Source organism: Devosia sp. (assembly GCF_024707125.1).
Taxonomy (GTDB): domain Bacteria; phylum Pseudomonadota; class Alphaproteobacteria; order Rhizobiales; family Devosiaceae; genus Devosia.
In genome coordinates, this window is sequence record NZ_JANQAH010000011.1 from 652,969 (window position 1) to 673,330 (window position 20,362).

Consider the following 20,362-nt stretch of genomic DNA (forward strand, 5'->3'; position numbering starts at 1 on the left):
TTGAAATGCGCGTGTAGGCGGAAGATGCCGAGAATTGAATCGCCGCTTGGCACAAGCATCCATAAGTAATCGCATGGGGTGTCAACGGGATACAGTTCAGGGCTTTACCTATCGCTCGACGCAAAGGGCTATGCCCATGCCACCGCCGATGCAGAGCGTAGCCAGGCCTCGCTTGAGGTTATTGCGCTGAAGGTCGTGGAGCAGCGTAACCAGGATACGCGCACCCGACGCGCCGATCGGGTGACCCAGTGCGATCGCGCCGCCGCTGACATTGACGATATCAGGGTTCCAGCCCATGCCGTCATTGACGGCGCAGGCCTGGGCGGCAAAAGCCTCGTTGGCTTCCACCCGATCGAGATCGTTTGTCGTCCAGCCGGCTTTCGCCAGCGCTTTTCGAGAGGCCGGGATGGGGCCTGTGCCCATGATCGATGGATCGACCCCGGCTGTTGCCCAACTGGCAATTCGGGCCAACGGGATAAGGCCACGCCGGGCGGCCTCTTCCTCATGCATCAGCACAACCGCTGCCGCGCCATCGTTGAGGCCGGAGGCATTGCCGGCGGTTACGCTGCCGCTTTTGTCAAAGGCCGGACGGAGTTTGGCCAGTGCTTCGGCGTTGGTGTCGGGACGCAGGTGATCGTCTTTGTCGACGACCGTGTTCCCCTTGCGCGTCTCGATACTGACCGGGACGATTTCGTCCCTAAAATATCCTGCAATCTGCGCCGCCGCAGCCTTGCGCTGGCTGGACAGCGCGAAGGCATCCTGTTGTTCGCGAGAAATGCCAAACTCACGGGCCACGTTTTCCGCTGTGATCCCCATGTGATAGCCGCCGAAAGCGTCCGTCAGCCCGTCGATGACCATGGTGTCGACAAGACTCACGCTACCCATCTTGGCGCCGGTGCGCAGGGACTGGCAATGAGGCGACAGAGACATCGATTCCTGTCCTCCCGCCACAACGACGTCGGCATCGCCACACAGTATCTGCTGCATGGCCAGCGCCACTGCGCGCAGTCCAGAGCCGCAAACCTGGTTGATGCCAAAGGCTGTGGCGGACATGGGGATGCTGGCCGCCACAGCGGCGCGGCGGGCCGGATTCTGTCCGGCCCCGGCTGTCAGGACTTGCCCTAGAATGACTTCGTCCACTTCTTCCGGCGCTATGCCTGCCCTACCGAGGGCTGCGCTGATAGCTGTTGCGCCGAGTTCATGCGCTGGAACCGTGCTCAAGGGACCCAGGAAGCTACCGACCGGGGTTCGTGCAGCACTGACGATGACGACATTGCTCATGCGGCCTTCTCCCCGACGGCCACACTGAACCGAGCTTCGGTCTTAGCAAAGATTTCATCGACGGTGACTCCGTCAGCCAGCTCAATTAGCCGCATGTCCGTGTCGCCACGACGGGCAATAGAAAATACGCCGAGATCGGTAATGACAAGGTCGGCGACGCGCTTGCCCGTGAGGGGCAATGTGCACTCCCTAAGCAGCTTGGCCTGACCCTTGGCTTCGTGTTCCATGACGACGACGACGCGCTTGACCCCGGCCACCAAGTCCATGGCACCGCCCATGCCTTTGACCATCTTGCCGGGGATCATCCAGTTGGCGATATCTCCCGCCTCGGACACCTGCATCGCGCCCAGGATGGACAGGTCGATGTGACCGCCGCGGATCATGCCGAAACTGTCGGCGCTCGAAAAAAAGCTGCTCTCGGGAAGAGCGGTAATCGTCTGCTTGCCGGCATTGATGAGGTCCGCATCCTCCTCGCCCTCAAAGGGAAACGGCCCCATGCCCAGCATGCCATTCTCGCTTTGCAGGCGGACATCCATCCCGTCGGGAATGTAGTTTGCCACCAGCGTCGGAATCCCGATGCCCAGGTTGACGTAGAAACCGTCCTCAAATTCACGGGCGGCGCGGGCCGCCATCTGATCGCGGGTCCAGGCCATTATGCGACCTCCTCGTGACGCTGGCGCACGGTGCGCTGCTCGATATGTTTCCGGGGTTCGGGCACCAGCACGAGGCGGTCAACGAAAATGCCGGGCGTGTGGATATGATCGGGATCGAAAGTGCCGGTTTCGACCAGTTCTTCCACTTCCGCGATCGTCACTTTGCCGGCCGTCGCCATGATCGGATTGAAGTTTCGGGCGGTCATCCGGTAGACCAGATTTCCTTCGTGATCGCCCTGCCAGGCGTGGACGACCGATACGTCGGCCACAAGCCCGGTTTCCATCACGTAGTCGTCTTCGCCAAAGCGACGCACTTCCTTGCCCTCGGCAATCAGCGTCCCAACGCCGGTCCTGGTGAAAAAGGCCGGGATCCCTGCCCCTCCTGCGCGAATACGTTCGGCAAGTGTACCCTGCGGGTTGAACTCGAGTTCCAGCTCCCCCGAGAGGTATTGCTCGGCAAAAAGCTTGTTCTCCCCGACATAGGACGAGACCATTTTCCGGATCTGCCTGGTTGCCAGCAGCCGCCCGAGGCCGATCCCGTCGACCCCGGCATTGTTGGAAATCACGGTCAGGCCTTTGGCGCCCGAGGCCTCGATGCCTTCAATCAGCGCTTCGGGAATGCCACAGAGGCCGAAGCCACCGGACATGATGGTCATGCCGTCGGCCAGAACACCGGCCAGCGCCTCGGCGACGCTAGATTTGACCTTGCGCATCGCGCTCTCCTAAAGCGGTTTCTTGAGCCAGCGCGCCAGCACGCCGACAATGCCTTCGCGGAACAGCAAGACGCTCACCACGAAAATGGCCCCCTGCAGGATGGTGACCCAAGCGCCGAAACTGGCGAAATAGTTCTGCATGGTGACGATGACGGCTGCGCCCACCAGTGGTCCGAAAATGGTGCCCATGCCACCGAGCAGGGTCATGAGCACCACCTCGCCCGACATGGACCAGTAGACATCAGTCAACGAGGCCAGCTGGAAGACCAGTGCCTTGGTAGCGCCGGCCATGCCAGCCAGGGCAGCCGACATGACGAACACGGCGAGCTTATAGCGGTTGACTTTGTAGCCCAGCGAGATCGAGCGGGCCTCGTTGTCGCGGATGGCTTTCAGCACCTGCCCGAAGGGTGAGTGAATGATGCGGTAGATCGCCAGCAGGCCGCCAAACACGATGAGCAGGACGACGAAATAGAGGGTGCGGTCGTCTGCGAGGGACAAAAGGCCGAAGAGATTGCCACGTGGCACGGCCTGGATGCCGTCCTCACCACCGGTGAAGGGTGCCTGCAGGGCAAGGAAGAACACCATCTGGGCAAAGGCCAGCGTCACCATGGCGAAGTAAATGCCTTGGCGCCGGATAGCCAATGCCCCGATGATCAGCCCCAAAAAGGCGGCAGCCAGAGTACCGAGCAGGATCGCCACTTCCGGCGTCAGACCCCAAACCTTGGCGGCATGGGCAGCGACATAGCTGGCCGAGCCGAAGAAGGCCGCGTGGCCGAAGGAGAGGAGACCGCCAAAACCGAGCAACAGGTTCAATGCCGAGGCAAAGAGCGCAAAACACAGGATCTTCATGATGAAGACCGGATAGAGCACGAAGGGCGCGATCAGCAGCAGGACGAGAAGGCCGGTGAAGATGATGATGTGGTGGCGCGGGGTACCGACGGGCATGGCGTCAGCAGCGCTCGAATAGGCAGTTTCGGTGGAGACGCTCATTATGCTGTCCTTCCGAAGAGGCCGGCCGGCTTGAACAACAGGACGATGGCCATGATGACGAAGATCGCGACAGACGATGCCTCGGGATAGAAGACCTTGGTCAGGCCCTCGACGATACCAAGGCCAAAACCTGTGAGAATGGCGCCGAGGATGGACCCCATGCCGCCGATCACCACCACCGCAAAGACCACGATGATGAGATCAGCGCCCATGTTGGGATTGACCGAATAGATCGGGGCGGCAAGCACACCGGCAAAGGCGGCCAGCGCGACACCGAAACCGTAAGTCAGGGTGATCATGCGCGGCACGTTGATGCCGAAGGCGCCCACCAGGGTCGGGTTTTCGGTCGCGGCACGCAGATAGGCACCCAGACGCGTCCGCTCGATGGCAAACCAGGTACCGAAGCAGACGATCAGCGAGGCAAGCACCACCCAGGCGCGATAGTTGGGCAGGAACATGAAGCCCAGATTCTGCCCACCACTCAGCTGCGGAGGAATTGAATAGGGCAGACCCGAAACGCCGAAGCTGTTGCGGAACAGGCCCTGGATGATCAATGCCAGGCCGAAAGTCAGGAAGAGACCGTAGAGATGGTCCAGGTGGTAGAGCCGGCTGATCATCAGGCGCTCGATCAGAACACCTGTTGCGCCAACCGCCAGCGGCACGATGACCAAGGCGCCCCAATAGGGAATGCCAAGATAGGTCAGCCCCATCCACGCCACGAAGGCGCCCATCATGTATTGGGCCCCATGGCTGAAATTGATGATGTTGAGCAGCCCGAAGATCACGGCCAGCCCCAGGCTGAGCAGGGCATAGAAGGAGCCGTTGATCAGCCCCAGGAGCAGCTGGCCAAACAGGGCCTGTGGAGGAATTCCCAGTAGCTCGAACATTTTCTGGTCTCTTGCCTACCGAATAGGAAGGCGCCCCGGCAAAAAGCCGGAGCGCCGGGGAAGATTACTCGACGAGAGCGCAGCCACCGTCTTCGAGCGGGCGGAAGGCGGTTGCGGCGGGGATGGTGGCAAGGAGCTTGTAGTAGTCCCACGCACCGGTGGATTCGGCCGGCGACTTGACCTGGAACAGGTACATGTCGTGGATGTGCCGGCCGTCAGCCCGCAGCTCGCCGGCGCCAAACACCGGGTCCTGGGATGGGTTGGACTTCATCCAATCCATGACGACTTCGGTTTCCTTGCTGCCGGCTGCTTCTACGCCCTTGAGGTAGTGGGTGACGGCCGAATAGACGCCGGCATGCACCATGGTCGGCTTGGAACCGCCCATTTCCGTCGAGAACCGCTCCGACCAGGCGCGGGTATCGTCATTGAGATCCCAGTAGAAGGCCTCGGTCAGCACCAGACCCTGCGCAGTTTCAAGACCTAGAGCATGCACGTCCGTGATGAAGATCAGCAGGCCAGCAAGGGCCTGTCCGGCCTGCGTAATGCCGAATTCGGCCGCCTGCTTGATCGAGTTGACGGTATCGCCGCCCGCATTGGCGAGGCCGATCACGTCCGCACCAGAGGCCTGAGCCTGCAGCAGGAAGGAAGAAAAATCGGTTCCCGGGAAGGGGTGGCGGACCGATCCCATGACAGTGCCCCCGGCGGCCTCGACCACCTTGGTGGTGTTTTCTTCAAGCGAATGGCCGAAGGCATAGTCTGCCGTCAGGAAATACCAGTTCTTGTTGCCGCTTTCGACCATGGCCTTGCCCGTGCCGTTGGCGAGAGCATAGGTGTCATAGGTCCAGTGGCCGGTACCCGGCGCACACTGAGCGCCGGTCAGGTCAGTGGATGCTGCGCCGGAATTGAGGAAGATCTTGCCCTTTTCACGGGTGATTTCATTGACCGCCAGCGCGGCCGATGAGGTGGGCACGTCCACGATCAGGTCAACGCCCTCTTCGTCATACCACTGGCGGGCAATGGTGGAGGCAACGTCGGGTTTGTTCTGGTGATCGGCGGAGATCACCTCGACATTGATACCCTTGGTGGCCGCCTCGAAATCCTCGATAGCCATGCGCGCAGCGACCACCGAGCCTTCGCCCGAAAGATCCGCATAGATGCCCGAGCGGTCGTTGAGCACACCGAGCTTGATGTCGACTGCTATGGCCGAACTGGCCATCAGCATGGCGGCAAGCGATCCCAGAGTTGCAGACTTGATGTTCATTTTGTTCTCCTCCTTGGTGGCCCTCTCCCGGACCGGTTTCCTCACACGCCCAGATAGGCGTGAAGCTTGCCCAGATTGTTCTGGATCTCAGTATTGGGGATCATGTCGATGACCCGGCCCTGTTCCACCACGTAGTGGCGGTCAGCGACCGAGGCGGCGAAATGAAAGTTCTGTTCCACCAGGACGATGGTAAAACCCTGGTTCTTGAGGGTGGCCAGTGTGCGGCCGATCTGCTGCACGATCACCGGGGCGAGGCCTTCGGTGGGCTCGTCAAGCAGCAGGAATTTAGAGCCGGTGCGCAGGATGCGGGCGATCGCCAGCATTTGCTGCTCGCCGCCGGAGAGCTTTGTGCCCTGGCTGGAGAGCCGCTCGCGCAGATTGGGAAACATGGTCAGCACATCGTCGCGACTGAGCCCGCCCGGCCGGATGACCGGGGGCAGCATGAGGTTCTCGTCCACCGAGAGCGAAGCGAAGATGCCGCGCTCCTCCGGGCAGAAGGCGATGCCTGCCTTGGCGATTTCGCGCGCGGGCAACCCAATCAGCTCGCGGCCCTCGAAGTGCACGGAGCCGGTTCGTTTGGCGATAAGGCCCATGATGGCGCGCAGCGTCGTGGTCTTGCCCGCCCCATTGCGACCGAGCAGCGTCACCACTTCGCCCGGCGCGACATCGAAGTTGACGCCATGCAGGACATGGCTTTCGTCATACCAGGCCTGAAGGTCGCGCACGGCGAGGGCACTGGTTGCGGATTCAAGTTTGCGGGCGGCGTCAGCCATGACCGGCTCCGATATAGGCCTCAACGACGCGCGGGTCCTTGGAGACGGTTTCATAGGGTCCCTCGGCCAGCACTTCGCCCCGAGCCAACACGGTGATCTTGTCCGAAAGATCGGCTACGACAGAGAGGTTGTGCTCCACCATGAGGATGGTGCGTTTGGCGGAGATACGGCGGATCAGCGCCGAGATGCGGCTGACATCCTCTTGCGCCATGCCGGCCATGGGCTCGTCGAGCAGCAGCATTTCTGGCTCGAGCGCCAAGGTGGTGGCGATCTCGAGGGCGCGCTTGCGGCCATAGCTCAGCTCGCCCGCCGTCTCCCCGATGAACTCGGTCAACCCAACCTCGTCAACGCGCGCCCGCGCCTCTTCGTCATAGGAATGGAGAACCTTCTGATTGCGCCAAAAATCGAAGCTGTCGCCGCGACGTCGCTGCAGCGCGATACGAACATTTTCCAAGACGCTCATACGCGGAAAGACAGCCGAGATCTGAAACGAACGCACGACGCCCAGCCGCGCGATATCGGCGGACGCTAGTCCCGTAATGTCGCGGCCATTAAAGCTGATAGTGCCCGAGCTGGGTTGCAGAAATTTGGTGAGCAGGTTGAAGCAAGTGGTCTTGCCCGCGCCATTGGGCCCAATCAGCGCATGGATGGAGCCGCGCTCGACATCTAGATCGACGCCATTGACGGCAATGAAGCCGGAGAAGCGCTTGGTGAGCTGGCGAGCCGAGAGAATGATGTCAGGTGCGCTCATTTGGCGGTCCAACCCCCGTCGATGGAAATGGTGGAGCCGGTGATCGAGCGGGCCCAGTCCGAGCAGAGATAGGCCGCCATTTCCGCAATCTCTTCAGGTTGCACGAACTGCTTGGTTGGCTGTGGCGCCAGGATCACCTGCCGGATGACTTCCTCTTCCGAGAGCCCATGCACCCGAGCCTGGTCTGCGACCTGCCGGGCGACCAGCGGGGTCCAGACATAACCGGGGCAGATGGCGTTTACCGTGATGCCCTTCTCGGCGGCTTCCAGCGCGACGGTCTTGGTGAGGCCAACCACCGCATGCTTGGTCGCAACGTAGGCCGACTTGAAGGGCGAAGCGCGCAGGCCATGGGCCGAAGCAATGTTGATGATACGCCCCCAGCCCCTGTCCGCCATGCCCGGCAAGGCCGTGCGGATGGAGTGAAACGCGGAATCGAGGCTGACCGCGACGATGCGATGCCAGTCCCCGTCCTCGAATTTTTCGATCGGCGCGACTTTCTGCACCCCGGCATTGTTGACCAGAACGTCGAGCCGCCCAAAATGGCCAATGACCTCTTCGGTTAGCGCCCGACTGGCTGCAGCATCGGCAAGATCGGCCTGGAAGTAGATGACCTCGCCCGAGCCCAACGCGTTGAGCTCGGCTACCAGGCCAGCAACGCTATCAGCAGGCTCGAAGCTGTTGAGCGCCACGGAATAGTTCAACTGTGCAAATTTGTGCGCGATCGCGAGCCCAATACCGCTCGTCGATCCCGTCACCAGCGCTACGCGCTCTGACACGATCCCTTGCCTCCACCCTGACGTCGGCCTTTTGGCCTTATTGTGTGGAACAGCGTTGCATGAAGCGTGCCAGTCTCGGATTTCCGGGACTTTTGCCGCAGCAAGCCAACGGATTTCAAGAGTTATGTCCGGATAGGCGGACAGTTGGCAAGCCGAATGTCCGAATATCCGGACAAACTAGTCCAGGCTGTGGCGTTTGAGCTTTTCGTAGAATTGGGAGCGCGACACACCGAGCCGCTGCGCCGCGGCACTCTTGGAACCATGCTCGGCATCAAGCGCGTCGAGCAGCGCTACCTTCTCGGCGGCGGCCAGACGATCCGAGAGACTTCCCGCAATGGGCGGAGCGGGCGCCGCAACGAGCGCAGCATTGGCCGGCAGGGCCTTGGTGACAAGGCCGAGGTCGATCACCTCGGACGGGGCCATGGCTGCCGCCCGTTCCAGCACGTTGCGCAGTTCGCGCACGTTGCCGGGCCAGCGATATCGCGTGAGTTGGGCAATCGCCTCCGGGGTCAGCAGCCAGCCGCGCTGATCGCGCGGACGCGGAATGGTGTCGAGCAGAGCCTCGGCAATCAGCCCGATATCGTCCAACCTGTCGCGCAAGGGCGGCACGTGAATGGCCAGCACGGCGATGCGATAGTAGAGGTCGGCGCGAAAGCTCTTGTCTTCCAGCTTCTGTTCGAGCGGCTGGGATGTCGCTGCGATAATACGGACGTCAACGTTCTTGACCGTATTGGAGCCGAGCGGTTCGAACTCCCCTTCCTGCAATGCGCGTAAGAGCTTGGCCTGTAGCGCGGCGGGCATATCGCCGATTTCGTCGAGAAACAGCGTGCCGCCATGGGCCAGCTCAAACTTGCCTTTCCTGGGCTTGCGATCCGCGCCGGTAAAAGCGCCGGGGGCGACGCCAAAAAACTCGGCCTCCAGCAGCGCCTCCGGAATGGCTGCCACATTGACCGCCACAAACGGACCATCGGCGCGGTCGGACTGCTGGTGGATGGCATGAGCCAAAAGCTCCTTGCCGGTGCCGGTTTCCCCCAGGATGAGGGCCGCGCCATCACGCAGGGCATAGCGGCGCACCACGGTCTTGAGCTCTCGCACGGTCTCGGAAGTCCCAACAAAACTCGACAACGAGTATTTGGTTTGCCGTTCGCGGGTCAGGGCCGCCTGTGCGCGACTGAGCTGGCGCTGCATCGCCTCGAATTTTTCGAGGATCGGCGCCAGATAGTCGATTTCCTCGTAGAAGACGAAACCGACAGCCCCCTGGATTTCGCCATCCTCGTTGCGCAATGGTAGACGGCAAACGACGAACTGCTTGTCGTCAAAGGCCATGATGTCGATGAGAATCGGACGGCCGGTCTCGACGACGCGCCGCAAGAGCGAATGCGGGATGACCTGTTCGACAGGCTGGCCGACGATTTCGGCTTCCACTGAAAGGCCCAGCAGCTCGCGATAGCGATCGTCAATCCAGCTGATCCGTGCCTCAGCGTCGACGGTGATGGCCCCCTTGAAACTCTCGCCCAGCGAATTGAAGGCATCAAGAACCGTGGCAACGGATTTGGGCAGGGCAAGCTTGTGCTGCATTGCGTTCAACCGGACATCGAGCTGAAACGCGAAAACAGCTCGGTTACATTGTGAGCATCGTCCATCCTGACGACGCGCCCATGGCAGCTTTCTACCGTTCGGGACAAAATGTCGAGCATGCGCCCAATTTCCGTGCGGGATTGGCACTCAGGCAGATGCATCGCGATTTGCCACTCGCAGCAGGAGACACCGAGCGCCTATGCCTGCCCTCCGGCGGCGCACCGCAACGGGACACCGTCCCGCAACAGCGAATGATCCGGCCCCTTACCGGCACCAGAAGCCGTCATTTGCTGGCCGTGGTGCGCTATTTCGCGCCACGGATCCACGCGCCCAAAACACAGATCAAACGCCAGTAATCATCGATACGATCTCGTTCTTGTCGGTCTTGGCTGTCTCGCGAACACCGATCTGTTTGCCGCGGCGCAACACGCAGATGCGGTCGGAGAGGCGGAAAACCTGATCGAGGCTGTGGCTGATAATCAGCACGCCGATATTTCGCGATTTGAGCGCCGCTACCGTCTTTTCGACCTTGGCGGTTTCCGCGACGCCCAGCGCGGCGGTCGGCTCGTCGAGCAGAACCAGTTTGCGCGCCCAATGGGTGGCGCGGGCGATGGCAATGCCCTGGCGCTGGCCGCCGGAGAGATCGCTGATCGTGGCATGGGCCGAGGGAATGCGCACGTCGAGTTCGGTCACGAGGCGTTCGGTTTCGGCGATCATCTGCCGTCTGTCGAGCAGGCGGAACGGCCCCTTGGTCAATTCGCGGCCGAGGAACAGGTTCATATAGACCGGCTGTTGATCAACCAAAGCGAGGTCCTGATAGACGACCTCGATGCCATGTTCCCGCGCTTTCGTGGCGTTGGGCATGGAGACTTCCTGGCCATCGATGCGGATGGCGCCCGAAGTCGGGGCATAGACCCCCGAGATGATCTTGATCAGCGTCGACTTGCCGGCGCCATTGTCGCCGACAAGGGCCACGACTTCGCCCGCCCTCACATCGAGGAAAAATCCTCGATGGCGACAATGCCGCCAAAGGCCTTGCGGATATTGCTTAGCTCCAGCACGGGAGCGCTTGCGGTATCGAGCATCGTTCCCCCCTAGACCGGCCAGCTTTCGGGCTCGCCAAACCCGTTCTCAATGCTTTCAACCTTGAGGTTGCCCGAGGAAATACCTGATACACCGACCACATAGGCGCGGGTCACGAAAGCCTGCCCACGGAAGCCGAAGACAGCCGTGTCGCCAGGACGCGGCGTGCGCGCGGTCGTTGCATCGATCATGGCATAGTAGTCGATGGCCGACGGGGGCGGGATTTCGACTTCGAGCAGCGCCGCGGCATCAGTGGTAGGCTCGGGCGAGACCAGCGCTTTCACTGGGTAGTCGGCGAAGATCGGATCGATGTAGAAACCGCCGCCGAAGCAATAGGCTTTTCCGCCGGAAAGATGGGACACCTCCGTGAGATACAGCACGGCGGGCAGCTCAGGCAGGTCCTCCACCACATGCAGGGCCGTGGTGCCATGAATGCCATTGCCCGGTTCGCACTGGGTGGCGCCGGCCTCGGCTAGACCCTTCAAAAGCACCGAAGAGGTGGTGCCGGGAGCGTTGATTTCGATATCGTGCCGGCCGGCGCGGCGCAGGGCTTCGGCGGCGCGGGAGAGCGTGGTCAGGTTCGGTGTCGGTTTGACCTTCCGGCTCTCGTGATCGAAAAGCAGCGCTGGGAACGTGGTGATGCCGGCAAAGCGGCCTCCCTCGATGCGGTCAAGGCCATTGGCCACTTCAGCGATATCGGCAGCGTCGAACCCACCTTCGTGCCCTCGATAGAACGTGTCGCCATCGGCCTTGATGCGCGCGAGCAGGTTCTGGCGATAGCCGGCCTTGTGCGCGGCGCGGCTGGTTTCATGGGCCTTTTCGGCGTTGAACACTGTCCAATATTCGGGCCTGAACGTGCGCGCTGCGGCATCGGCCTCGGCGCGGGCAACTTGCGAGAGATGTCCGAGATGACCGACCTTCATGCCGGCGCGATGGGTGGCGCGGGCACAGGCCATGTCGACGGCAACGGACTTTTCGATGCCGCCGCGCTGAACGGCGTGGCAGAAGCTGGAGGCGCGGCCGACCTGCTTGGTCATGGCGAAAATCTTGAGTCCGTTCCTGTCCGCCTCTGTCTTGAGGGTGCGGGCATTGGCTTCGACCGTATCGAGGTCGAGCACATAGGAGTTGGCCGGAATCTGACCGGACTGGTGCAGCGCCATGGCCGCTTCGATGAAACGCGGATTGCGGCGGCGGAGAACGTCGAGAAACATTGCTTGTTACCTCAGCGAGTCTTTTCGCGCAGCGACACGGCGACTGCGACGAGAATGATGAGACCGCGAACGATCATCTGATCGGAAACCGAAAGCCCCATGAGGATGAGGCCATTGTTGAGCATGCCCATGAGCAGCGAGCCCACAAGCGCGCCGATGACAGACCCCTTGCCGCCATTGAGCAGCGTGCCGCCGACGATGACGGCAGCGATGACCGTCATCAGGTCGGTCTCGCCAAGGGTGTATTTGGCGGCCTGGAGACGACCGGCATAGAGGAGGCCGGCAAGACCCGCCAAGCCACCGCTGATCATGAAGACCGAGAGGCGAATACGCGACATCTTGATGCCGGTGACCTGCGCGGCGCGGGCATTGTCGCCGGTGGCAAGAACATGAGCGCCGAAGCGGGTCTGGCGATAGACGACATGGCCGATGATGACGGCTACCACGGTCCAGATGACGAGGGATGGCACGCCGAAGAGCGAACCCGAACCAAAGATGCCGGTAAAAAGCGGGTCGGTGACGGGAATGGAGCGCAATTGGGTCAGCGAGCGCCCAATACCGGCAACGAGGCCCATTGTGGCAAGGGTCACGAGGAAGGATGGCAGGCGCAGCCAGGCGATAAGCACGCCATTGATGGCGCCGACAAGGAGGCCCGCGCCAAGACCAGCCAAAATACCGACCGGAAAAGCGGCGGCGGGCATGGCGGCCATGGCCATGGCGGCGCAGAGCGCGGAGACGGCAACGGTCGAGCCGAAGGACAGATCTATATCACCGGCCGAAAGCACGAAGACGAGGCCGATAGCCATGATCGTGGCGGGAGCGGTCTGCAGGATGATATTGACGAGGTTGCGCTGCGTCAGAAACCCGCTATCGCGCAGTACTACGGCAAAGAACAGGAATATGGCGAGAAACCCGACATAGACGACATATTGCTGGAGATTGATCCGCGCGAGGAGGGATCGGACAGGACTTGCCGGGGCGGCCGGATTGGACGCGGACATGGCGAGGTTTCCTTGCATGGGGTGGCCGGGCAGCGAACTGCCCGACCGAGCCGAAATATTACTTGGCGCTCAGCACCGAGGCGGGCGCATCGCGATGCAGGGACTGCTGCCAGCCCTCGGCGACATTGTCAGCAGTGACGGTCAGAGCCGGGGCCACGACAAAGGCGGGCACCTCTTCGCCGAGCAGACCCTTGAGACCGACAGCAGCCATGGCGCGACCCAGCTCATAGGCTTCGTCGGCGACGAGACCGACGACATTGCCGCCCTTGACCATATCGAGCGCGACCGGCTCGGAGAGATCCAGTGTAACAATCTTGGTCGTGGTATTGCCGGCGCTGCGCAGAGCCGCAAGAACGCCGTCGGCCGGTTCAGCCCAGGTGACATAGATGCCGTCGAGATCGGGGTTCTGCAGCAGCATGGCATTGGCCAGCTCTTCGGCGCGGGCCGGATCGGAAATGCCCTGTTCGGCGACGATTTCGATGCCAGGATAATCGGCTTCGATCGTGGCCTTGAAGGCATTGTCGCGCTGGTTGGTCACATAGTAGTCGGCGTCATGGAAAATCCAGCCGACCTTGCCTTCGCCCCCAATGGATGCCGCGAGGACGTCGGCCGCCTGCTTGCCCATCTGGAAGAGATCGTCGGTGACGATGGCGGCGTAATCAGTGCCATGGGCATAGCCGGCGGGCAGGTTGGACAGGAAAACCAGTTCCGCACCCGCATCGATGGCGCCACGAAAAGCTTCGGCCGAGGTGACCGGATCGAGCGGCAGCGACAGGATGACATTGGGTGAGGCCGCCAGCGCGGTTTCAATGTCCGAGCGCTGCTTGGCGGCGTCAAAACCGGCATCGGTGGTGACGACGACATCGACACCCGCGCGGGCGAATTCATCATTGGCGCCAGCGGCGACGGCATTGATGAAATCGGACGAGGTATGCCAGAGGAGGGCCGCCTTATAGCCCTTGCCCTGGAGCGCGACGATGTCAGCCTCGGTGAGGACGACTTCCGAGCTCGGCGTTGCGGTTTCGCCATTGGGCCCGATGGTCTGGGCCAAGGCGGGTGATGCGATAAGCGTACTGGCGAGCAGGGCAGCCGCCATAGTTGTGGTCTTCATCTCATTCTCCCTTGATGAAAATCCTAGTTCCCTTCCGCCCCGCAGAAGCGGGTCATGAAATCGGCAAAGGCCACGACGCCAGCGAGATATTCCTCGACGCTGACGCGCTCTTCAAAAGTGTGGCAATTGCTGATGTCGCCCGGCGCGCAATAGACCGCCGGGATATTGAGGCCATTCACGAAGAACGGCGTCTCCGACCAGAATGGCGCCCCCTCGGCGCCGCCCCGGCCGGGCATGGCTTGGCCCACCGCATCGCCCAGCATGGCGAGGGCAGGATGGTTCGGATCGATCTCTGCCGCCGTGCCGCCTAGCGCGTGATCGCGGCCGGCGGGATAGGCGATGTCGACTGAAATTTCAGGATCGGCAATGGCGCCGCGAATGACAGCTTCGAGTTCGGCCGCCGCTGCATCGAGACATTCACCGGGCAGCAATTTGCGGATCAGCGAGAGCGTGCAACGCTCGGGCACGGCGATGAAGCCGCCGCCATTGAGCGTGGTGATGAGCAGGAAACCTCGACCGACTAGCCTATGTTCCGCTCGCGCCGAAATGGCGTCGGAGTGGGCCCAGAGCGCGGACATGACGGCGTGGCTGGCCTTGAGCGCATCGCGGCCGAGTTCCGGCACGCCAAAATAGGCCGATTTGCCCGTGATGGTGATGTCGGCGATGAAAAAGCCGATCTGCGCGGCATAGACCGCGAGCTTGGTCGGCTCGGTATAGACGACGAAATCGGGCCTTGGCAGTTCGCCCGAAGCGATGCGCGCCGCATGGGCCTTGACCCCGGCAGAAATGCCGGTTCCCGACTCGCCACTTTCCTCGTCGCCGACAAAGGCGAAGTCGACATCGCCCTTGAGCTTTATTCCGGCCCGATCGAGCAGACTCAGCGCGGCAAGGCTGGTGCAAATGCCGGCCTTGAGATCGCCCGAACCGCGGCCCCAGATTTCACCATCGATAAGAGGTGCGCCAAAAGGGTCTTCCCGCTGATCGCCGGCCCAGTGCTCGCGCCAGCCTTCGACATGGACGGTGTCAGTGTGGCCGATAAAGAGCAGGCGCTTGCCCGCGCCACGCCCTTTTCTCGTGCCCCAGACATTGGGGCGACCGGGGAGGAAGTCTGATGTTTCGACATTGCCTATGCCGCGCGCCCGCATCTGGTCGGCGAGATAGGAAACGAAATTGGCTTCATTACCGGTGACACTCTCCCGGCCAATGGCGCCGCGCAGAAGCGCGATAGCGTCGTCCTGATCGAGCGCCGCGCGCAGTTGATTGGCCAGGGCACTCATTTGAGGGCCTCGCGCATGGAAACGGCATTAGCCGGCGGCAGGGAAATGCGGGATTCCGGTGTATCAGCGCCAAAGAGCGTATTGTGCAGGTGGCTGAGGCCAATGGCCGTCGCTCCCACCAGGGCTGCGTGGTCGCCCAGTTCGCTGGCTTCGACCACGACAGGATAGGGGAAGCAGGCAGGCAGGACGCCGATCACCCGCGCCACCAGTTCCTTGCGGCTACCGATCGAGCCGCCGAGAATGACCTTGTCGGGGTTGGTGATGGCAGCGATGGCGCCGATGCCACGCGCCAGAAGCCGCGCTGTTTCATCGAGTACCTCGACGGCATTCGCATCACGCGCATTCGCCATCTCAAAGATCGCGGGTACGGTGGAGTCGAGGCCGGCGAGCGCACGATAACGAGCGACGATGCCATAGGACGCCGTCAACCTCTCGAAGGCGCCGGCACGCAGGGATTCCGGTTCGAAGGGATCGGCGCCGAAGGGCAAAAAGCCAAGTTCGCCGGCCGCATTACCCGCGCCGCGCACCAATTGGCCATTGACCATCAGCCCGCTACCAACGCCAGTGCCCAGCGCGATATAGGCCAGGTTATCGAGCCCCTGCCCCACGCCGAGCCAGCTTTCGCCCAGCACTGCCAGGTTGACGTCATTCTCGAGCATGACATCGCAGCCCAGCACTTTTTCCAGCGCCGAGGCCACGTCCATCTTGTCGAACCCGGCAATGTTAGGCGCCAACAGCACCCTGCCGGTCTTGGCCTGCGGCGCGCCGGGCACGCCCACCACTGCAATGCGCAGCTTGTTCATCGGGACGCCGCCCTGTTCAGCGACCGCCCTCATGAGACGACCAATCTGGGAAATGATGGTCTCACCGCCCTCATGGTGCGTCGGCTCCATCATTTCGGCGATGACGCGGCAAGCAAGATCGCAGATCGCAACGCGCACCTTGGTGCCGCCAAGATCGACAGCACCAACATAGGCGGCCGAAGGGATGACCTCATAAGTGACGGCGGTGCGCCCCACATGCCCACTCGTCCGGCCAGTTTCGCGAACCCAGCCCTCGTCCTCAAGCTGCCGCATCACTTCGGAAATGGTCTGCTTGGAGAGGCCCGTTTGCTTGGCTATGGACGCTCGCGATATGGGGCCATTTTGCACAATGGCTTCCACGACAGATCGCAAGGAGAACTGGCGGGCAATGTGGAGTGGGTTACTCAAGGCGCAATCCATTAGTTCGGTCTGTGGACGAACTATCATATTCGCCAGCGCATGAGTCAATGGGTCGCTTCATTCGCGTCCGAATTTTCTGTTCGACCTCACGCTCGTGGCTGGACCAAGACCGCTCCAAATCCACGACAGATGCCGCGCCTTATCCGGCACTTGATCCGTGAAAACGGTCTCGGTAGGCCTGTGGTGCGACGCCGAGATGCTGAAGAAAGGCTCGGCGCATGGTCTCCGTTGAACCGAAGCCGCAACGGAGGGCAGTCCTCGTAACGCTCGCCCCTTCCTCCAGATATCTGCGAGCATTCTCCATCCTGATCAACTGGACACCTTCGGCGGGGGTACGACCTGTCCCCTGCCGGTAGCGTCGGCAGAGCGTGCGAACGCTCATGCCGGCCTGGTCGGCCAGCGCCTGCAGCGACAAATCACGGTCGAGATGTGCCGCGATCCAGCCGTGCAGTGCCTCAAAAGTCTCATCGGCAGACTGCAAGGCAAGCGTAGTGCTGAATTGTCCCTGCCCGCCTGGGCGCTTGAGGAAAACGACAAGCTGGCGCGCTACGGCCAGCGCCAGCGGTTGACCGTGGTCCGCCTCCACCATTGCCAGGGCAAGGTCGATTCCTGCGGTGACACCGGCTGATGTCCAAATCACACCGTCCCGCACGAAGATGGGGTCCGGATCGAGCAAAACCGCCGGGTAACGGACTCTGAACTCGGCACAACGCTGCCAGTGCGTCACAGCCTTTCGTCCATCCAGCAAGCCGGTTTCAGCAAGGAGAATCGCGCCGCTGCATACCGAGGCTGTTCGCATTGCGAGCGGAGAGCGTCGGCGTATCCAGTCGATCAGTTCGCCATTCTGGCGTGCCGTATCCACACCATATCCGCCGGAAACGATAAGGGTCCCAAGTGTACCAGTGCACGCTCGCGCATCGTTCGTTTTCAGACCTATACCCGAGCTGGTCACGACCTCAGGCTCAAGCGACACAAGGGCTATCTCATAGGGTTTGGGCTTTCCGGGCGGCGTCAGGTCGTTGGCGGTAGCAAAGACCTGGGCGGGCCCGGTCACGTCCAGAATCTGCCCCTTGTGGAAGGTGAGGATTTCTACGCGATGGGCAAGTGTGGGTAAGATTGGCATGAAATGAGCGATGGTTGGCATTATGGCCAATTCGTCTCGCGATAGTGTCCTGGCGTCAATAGAGGAACGCGCCATGACTTTTCATTTCGGCATTCTTTGCTTTCCCGGTGTCCAGCAGCTCGACCTGACCGGCCCATACGAGGTGTTCGCTTCCGCCAGGAACGCGACGGTCCATCTCGTCTGGAAGGATCTCAAGCCTATCCGCTCGGCGACCGGACTAGTGCTCATGCCGGACACAACATTTGCTGATGCCCCGTCCTTCGACGTTCTGTGCATACCCGGCGGCCGTGGCGTCAACGCACTTCTGCACGACGAGGAGGTGCTTTCCTTTGTCCGCGAAAAGGCCGCAGCGGCCCGCTTTGTGACCGCCGTCTGCACCGGATCACTAGTCCTTGGACGGGCCGGGTTGCTGACGGGGCGGCGCGCGACCACACACTGGAATTCGATGGATTTTCTGCCCCGCCTGGGCGCAACTCCGGTCGAGGAGCGCGTCGTCCAGGATGGGTCCGTCATCACCGCTGGCGGCGTGACTGCAGGCATCGACTTCGGCCTGGCGGTCGTGGCGGAGTTGATGGGCAACGACGAGGCCCAAACGATCCAGCTTTCGCTCGAATATGCTCCTGCGCCACCCTTTAACTCCGGCACACCGGCGACGGCTCCGCGTTCAATTCTTGATGCCGCCAGGGCCCGCATGGCCGCGTCCCGACGAGAGCGAGAGGTGTTGCTCAGCTGAGGAAGCATCCTCGTTCGGTCACCCGCTGGATAGCCGGTACATCGTTCACGCGAACGCTCGCCAAAAGCGGGTGGCCGAACTGGGCCTCCCTCTGCAAAAGCTCCTGCCGCAACTTCCACATGACGAAAGCATCATGAAAAAGCGCTCACCTTCGACAAACCTGGTCTGGTCTACCCTTGCGGCTCAGAGTTCCGAACAGATTGCTCTTGCCGCAGGCCCGCTCGTGGTAGTCGTCGTCCTTGGCGGCGGGGTGGCAGAGACCGGCATCTTGCATATGGTCCAGACCCTGCCATTCTTGCTTCTAGCTCTGCCGATCGGCGTGCTGGTCGATCGTGCTTCGCGCAAGAACTTGATGATCATGTCCGAACTGGTGCGGGCAGCCACCGCATTCGCGATCATCATCGCGCTCGCCCTAAACGTTTTGAGCGTTCCGCTTCTGGCGATACTGGGTTTTGTCGGCGCCATCGGCACTCTGACTTTCAGCATCGCCAGTCCCGCACTACTCCCCTCGCTCGTTGCGCCCGGCGAGCTTTCGCCAATGAACCGCAGACTGGAACTGGCCCGCAGCGCCGCCTTCGTTGCCGGCCCTCCCCTTGGCGGAGCCTTGGTTGGATGGACCGGAGCGCCATTGGCCTTTGCCGCGGCCATGGCCGCATCCATTCTTGCCATTCTGCTCTTGAGCCCGCTCCACGAACCCCAGAGGGTCTCACCGACAAAGCGCCGCATCTGGCCTGAACTGGTGGAGGGCTGCCAGTTCGTTATGCACCACCATCTGCTCCTGCCGATTGCCGCGACAGCGATGCTGTTCAACATTGGCTGGTTCGTACTCCAGGCCGTATTCGTTGTCTTTCTGATCGATCACCTGGGATCAAACCCGGGCATGGTCGGCCTGCTGTTTGGCTTCTATGGCGTGGGCATGATTGTCGGCGCACTGGCTGCCGCACCGCTCTCTCGCATTTTCAGTCTGGGAACACTGATTGCGATCGGACCATTGGGAGGGTGTCTCGGCTCGGTGCTCGTTTTATTGACGGTCGCGGCACCCAGCCTGCTGTTGATCGGTGCCGCCATGTTCTGCTTCGGCTTCGGTCCAATCCTGTGGTCCATCAACACCACGTCCCTTCGCCAGGTCGTAACGCCTTCCGCCATGCTGGGGCGGGTGTCTGCACTGCTAACCCTGGCGACGTCGGGGGCGCGGCCATTGGGGGCTGGGCTTGGCGTCGTAATTGCAAGCGTTGCTGGCATGGAAGCTTGTCTGGCCGCATCCGCCCTGTGCTTTTGCTTGCAGCTGTTCATCATCCTCTCATCAGCGCCAGCGCGTCTCCGCATCATGCCCGAAGCGGTTAGCCCAGCAAGCGCCCTTGTCAGCCGTTGAGGCTCAGGAGGCAGGACCCCGACTTCGTCCAAAACTAGCCCGGGAGGATCGATCTAGATATTTCGCCCTATTTGAGCTGACTCGCGATCGACGCCTTGCTCGCGACCATCCAAATCCGAAGGCCGCCGCGCCATTTCATCCGAACGGGATTATTGGATGAAGACGAAAGATGGACTTCCCTTGGCCCGGCTATCCAGGCTTGCAGCAGGCTTGTCCTCAGGCACGAATTCGGCGCCTCGCGATACCTTCGGGACAATGATCTCGGCCGAAGCCACACTCAAACGCGCCGACTCTTCCACCTTTGGAAGGTTGAATACTTCCGGTAGCGAGGACGGCGGCAAGCCCTCCGGCTCGGCAATGCCGCATTGCGAGACGATGAATTCGACTTTGACCGGAGGCGTATTGTCCGAAGATGCGTCGATGGCCTCTACAGGGACCAGCACCTGTGTTCGGCTCGCCACACCTGAAGCGCCAACCCTATAGATAAGCACCGAAACGAAGCCGATCATAACGGCAGTAGCGACGACGACAGACGACTTCATCATGGCTGTTCCCTCGCTCCGCT

21 protein-coding genes are annotated in these 20,362 nt (G+C 61.6%); 3 read left to right on the top strand and 18 right to left on the bottom strand.

Going from position 1 to position 20,362, the window contains the following annotated elements; genetic code table 11:
- Positions 1-108: 108 nt before the first annotated feature.
- The 10 genes from NVV77_RS17940 to NVV77_RS17985 all read right to left on the bottom strand — a co-directional run bounded on the left by NVV77_RS17940 (position 109) and on the right by NVV77_RS17985 (position 9,663).
- Positions 109-1,281 (bottom strand): acetyl-CoA C-acetyltransferase, encoded by a 1,173-nt coding sequence (locus NVV77_RS17940; RefSeq protein ID WP_295415317.1) that lies wholly within the window; start codon positions 1,279-1,281, stop codon positions 109-111.
- Complete coding sequence (locus NVV77_RS17945; protein WP_295415318.1) at positions 1,278-1,934, bottom strand: 3-oxoacid CoA-transferase subunit B; 657 nt, start codon at positions 1,932-1,934, stop codon at positions 1,278-1,280. The genes NVV77_RS17940 and NVV77_RS17945 overlap by 4 nt, the downstream gene beginning before the upstream one ends.
- Entirely contained in the window at positions 1,934-2,647 is a 714-nt protein-coding gene (locus NVV77_RS17950) for a CoA transferase subunit A (protein WP_295415319.1), read from the bottom strand. The genes NVV77_RS17945 and NVV77_RS17950 overlap by 1 nt, the downstream gene beginning before the upstream one ends.
- A 9-nt stretch (positions 2,648-2,656) precedes the next feature.
- Entirely contained in the window at positions 2,657-3,592 is a 936-nt protein-coding gene (locus NVV77_RS17955) for a branched-chain amino acid ABC transporter permease (RefSeq protein ID WP_295416200.1), read from the bottom strand.
- A gap of 44 nt (positions 3,593-3,636) precedes the next feature.
- Complete coding sequence (locus NVV77_RS17960; protein ID WP_295415320.1) at positions 3,637-4,524, bottom strand: branched-chain amino acid ABC transporter permease; 888 nt, start codon at positions 4,522-4,524, stop codon at positions 3,637-3,639.
- Between the two features lie 64 nt (positions 4,525-4,588).
- Complete coding sequence (locus NVV77_RS17965; protein WP_295416202.1) at positions 4,589-5,746, bottom strand: ABC transporter substrate-binding protein; 1,158 nt, start codon at positions 5,744-5,746, stop codon at positions 4,589-4,591.
- An 80-nt stretch (positions 5,747-5,826) separates the two neighbouring features.
- Positions 5,827-6,558: an ABC transporter ATP-binding protein gene (locus NVV77_RS17970; RefSeq protein WP_295415321.1), complete on the bottom strand. Its 732-nt coding sequence runs from the start codon at positions 6,556-6,558 to the stop codon at positions 5,827-5,829.
- Positions 6,551-7,309, bottom strand: a complete 759-nt coding sequence (locus tag NVV77_RS17975) for an ABC transporter ATP-binding protein (RefSeq protein WP_295415322.1) — start codon at positions 7,307-7,309, stop codon at positions 6,551-6,553. Before NVV77_RS17975 ends, NVV77_RS17970 begins: the two co-directional genes overlap by 8 nt.
- Positions 7,306-8,088, bottom strand: a complete 783-nt coding sequence (locus NVV77_RS17980; protein ID WP_295416204.1) for a 3-hydroxybutyrate dehydrogenase — start codon at positions 8,086-8,088, stop codon at positions 7,306-7,308. The genes NVV77_RS17975 and NVV77_RS17980 overlap by 4 nt, the downstream gene beginning before the upstream one ends.
- Before the next feature lie 174 nt (positions 8,089-8,262).
- Positions 8,263-9,663, bottom strand: a complete 1,401-nt coding sequence (locus NVV77_RS17985; protein ID WP_295415323.1) for a sigma 54-interacting transcriptional regulator — start codon at positions 9,661-9,663, stop codon at positions 8,263-8,265.
- Between the two features lie 80 nt (positions 9,664-9,743).
- Here NVV77_RS17985 and NVV77_RS17990 point away from each other — a divergent pair, with 80 nt between their 5' ends.
- Entirely contained in the window at positions 9,744-10,019 is a 276-nt protein-coding gene (locus NVV77_RS17990) for a hypothetical protein (protein WP_295415324.1), read from the top strand.
- On the opposite strand, the gene NVV77_RS17995 is transcribed toward NVV77_RS17990, so the two are convergent.
- From NVV77_RS17995 to NVV77_RS18025, 7 genes are all read right to left on the bottom strand, one after another.
- Positions 10,006-10,656 carry an ATP-binding cassette domain-containing protein gene (locus NVV77_RS17995; RefSeq protein WP_295415325.1) on the bottom strand — a complete coding sequence of 217 codons (651 nt, stop codon included), beginning with the start codon at positions 10,654-10,656 and terminating at the stop codon, positions 10,006-10,008. The two genes, NVV77_RS17990 and NVV77_RS17995, sit on opposite strands and share 14 nt — an antisense overlap.
- Positions 10,657-10,757: 101 nt before the next feature.
- A complete protein-coding gene (locus NVV77_RS18000) occupies positions 10,758-11,957 on the bottom strand; it encodes an alanine racemase (RefSeq protein WP_295415326.1) in 1,200 nt (399 codons plus the stop codon).
- An 11-nt stretch (positions 11,958-11,968) separates the two neighbouring features.
- On the bottom strand, positions 11,969-12,958 hold the full coding sequence (locus tag NVV77_RS18005) for an ABC transporter permease (RefSeq protein ID WP_295415327.1): 990 nt from the start codon (positions 12,956-12,958) through the stop codon (positions 11,969-11,971).
- Positions 12,959-13,016: 58 nt separating this feature from the next.
- Complete coding sequence (locus NVV77_RS18010) at positions 13,017-14,069, bottom strand: substrate-binding domain-containing protein (protein WP_295415328.1); 1,053 nt, start codon at positions 14,067-14,069, stop codon at positions 13,017-13,019.
- 23 nt (positions 14,070-14,092) lie between these two features.
- Positions 14,093-15,346 (bottom strand): M20/M25/M40 family metallo-hydrolase, encoded by a 1,254-nt coding sequence (locus tag NVV77_RS18015; RefSeq protein ID WP_295415329.1) that lies wholly within the window; start codon positions 15,344-15,346, stop codon positions 14,093-14,095.
- Positions 15,343-16,557 (bottom strand): ROK family transcriptional regulator, encoded by a 1,215-nt coding sequence (locus NVV77_RS18020; RefSeq protein WP_295415330.1) that lies wholly within the window; start codon positions 16,555-16,557, stop codon positions 15,343-15,345. The genes NVV77_RS18015 and NVV77_RS18020 overlap by 4 nt, the downstream gene beginning before the upstream one ends.
- A gap of 151 nt (positions 16,558-16,708) precedes the next feature.
- Complete coding sequence (locus tag NVV77_RS18025) at positions 16,709-17,713, bottom strand: GlxA family transcriptional regulator (RefSeq protein ID WP_295415331.1); 1,005 nt, start codon at positions 17,711-17,713, stop codon at positions 16,709-16,711.
- A gap of 52 nt (positions 17,714-17,765) precedes the next feature.
- On the opposite strand from NVV77_RS18025, the gene NVV77_RS18030 reads away from it, so the two are divergent.
- Together NVV77_RS18030 and NVV77_RS18035 are read left to right on the top strand one after the other, a co-directional pair.
- Positions 17,766-18,425: a DJ-1/PfpI family protein gene (locus tag NVV77_RS18030; protein ID WP_295415332.1), complete on the top strand. Its 660-nt coding sequence runs from the start codon at positions 17,766-17,768 to the stop codon at positions 18,423-18,425.
- A gap of 70 nt (positions 18,426-18,495) precedes the next feature.
- Positions 18,496-19,797 carry an MFS transporter gene (locus NVV77_RS18035; RefSeq protein WP_295415333.1) on the top strand — a complete coding sequence of 434 codons (1,302 nt, stop codon included), beginning with the start codon at positions 18,496-18,498 and terminating at the stop codon, positions 19,795-19,797.
- A 149-nt stretch (positions 19,798-19,946) separates the two neighbouring features.
- Here NVV77_RS18035 and NVV77_RS18040 read toward each other — a convergent pair whose 3' ends face one another.
- Positions 19,947-20,342 (bottom strand): hypothetical protein, encoded by a 396-nt coding sequence (locus tag NVV77_RS18040; RefSeq protein ID WP_295415334.1) that lies wholly within the window; start codon positions 20,340-20,342, stop codon positions 19,947-19,949.
- Positions 20,343-20,362 lie beyond the last annotated feature (20 nt).

Excerpts from the sequence above, each read along its gene's own strand:
- NVV77_RS17985 (WP_295415323.1), bottom strand. The coding sequence starts at position 9,663 with ATGCAGCACAAGCTTGCCCTGCCCAAATCCGTTGCCACGGTTCTTGAT.
- NVV77_RS18040 (WP_295415334.1), bottom strand. The coding sequence starts at position 20,342 with ATGATGAAGTCGTCTGTCGTCGTCGCTACTGCCGTTATGATCGGCTTC.
- NVV77_RS17975 (WP_295415322.1), bottom strand. The coding sequence starts at position 7,309 with ATGAGCGCACCTGACATCATTCTCTCGGCTCGCCAGCTCACCAAGCGC.
- NVV77_RS18025 (WP_295415331.1), bottom strand. The coding sequence starts at position 17,713 with ATGCCAACCATCGCTCATTTCATGCCAATCTTACCCACACTTGCCCAT.
- NVV77_RS17960 (WP_295415320.1), bottom strand. The coding sequence starts at position 4,524 with ATGTTCGAGCTACTGGGAATTCCTCCACAGGCCCTGTTTGGCCAGCTG.
- NVV77_RS17940 (WP_295415317.1), bottom strand. The coding sequence starts at position 1,281 with ATGAGCAATGTCGTCATCGTCAGTGCTGCACGAACCCCGGTCGGTAGC.
- NVV77_RS17950 (WP_295415319.1), bottom strand. The coding sequence starts at position 2,647 with ATGCGCAAGGTCAAATCTAGCGTCGCCGAGGCGCTGGCCGGTGTTCTG.
- NVV77_RS18030 (WP_295415332.1), top strand. The coding sequence starts at position 17,766 with ATGACTTTTCATTTCGGCATTCTTTGCTTTCCCGGTGTCCAGCAGCTC.
- NVV77_RS18005 (WP_295415327.1), bottom strand. The coding sequence starts at position 12,958 with ATGTCCGCGTCCAATCCGGCCGCCCCGGCAAGTCCTGTCCGATCCCTC.
- NVV77_RS17970 (WP_295415321.1), bottom strand. The coding sequence starts at position 6,558 with ATGGCTGACGCCGCCCGCAAACTTGAATCCGCAACCAGTGCCCTCGCC.
- NVV77_RS17945 (WP_295415318.1), bottom strand. The coding sequence starts at position 1,934 with ATGGCCTGGACCCGCGATCAGATGGCGGCCCGCGCCGCCCGTGAATTT.
- NVV77_RS18000 (WP_295415326.1), bottom strand. The coding sequence starts at position 11,957 with ATGTTTCTCGACGTTCTCCGCCGCCGCAATCCGCGTTTCATCGAAGCG.
- NVV77_RS17965 (WP_295416202.1), bottom strand. The coding sequence starts at position 5,746 with ATGCTGATGGCCAGTTCGGCCATAGCAGTCGACATCAAGCTCGGTGTG.
- NVV77_RS18010 (WP_295415328.1), bottom strand. The coding sequence starts at position 14,069 with ATGAAGACCACAACTATGGCGGCTGCCCTGCTCGCCAGTACGCTTATC.
- NVV77_RS17955 (WP_295416200.1), bottom strand. The coding sequence starts at position 3,592 with ATGCCCGTCGGTACCCCGCGCCACCACATCATCATCTTCACCGGCCTT.
- NVV77_RS18015 (WP_295415329.1), bottom strand. The coding sequence starts at position 15,346 with ATGAGTGCCCTGGCCAATCAACTGCGCGCGGCGCTCGATCAGGACGAC.
- NVV77_RS17990 (WP_295415324.1), top strand. The coding sequence starts at position 9,744 with ATGGCAGCTTTCTACCGTTCGGGACAAAATGTCGAGCATGCGCCCAAT.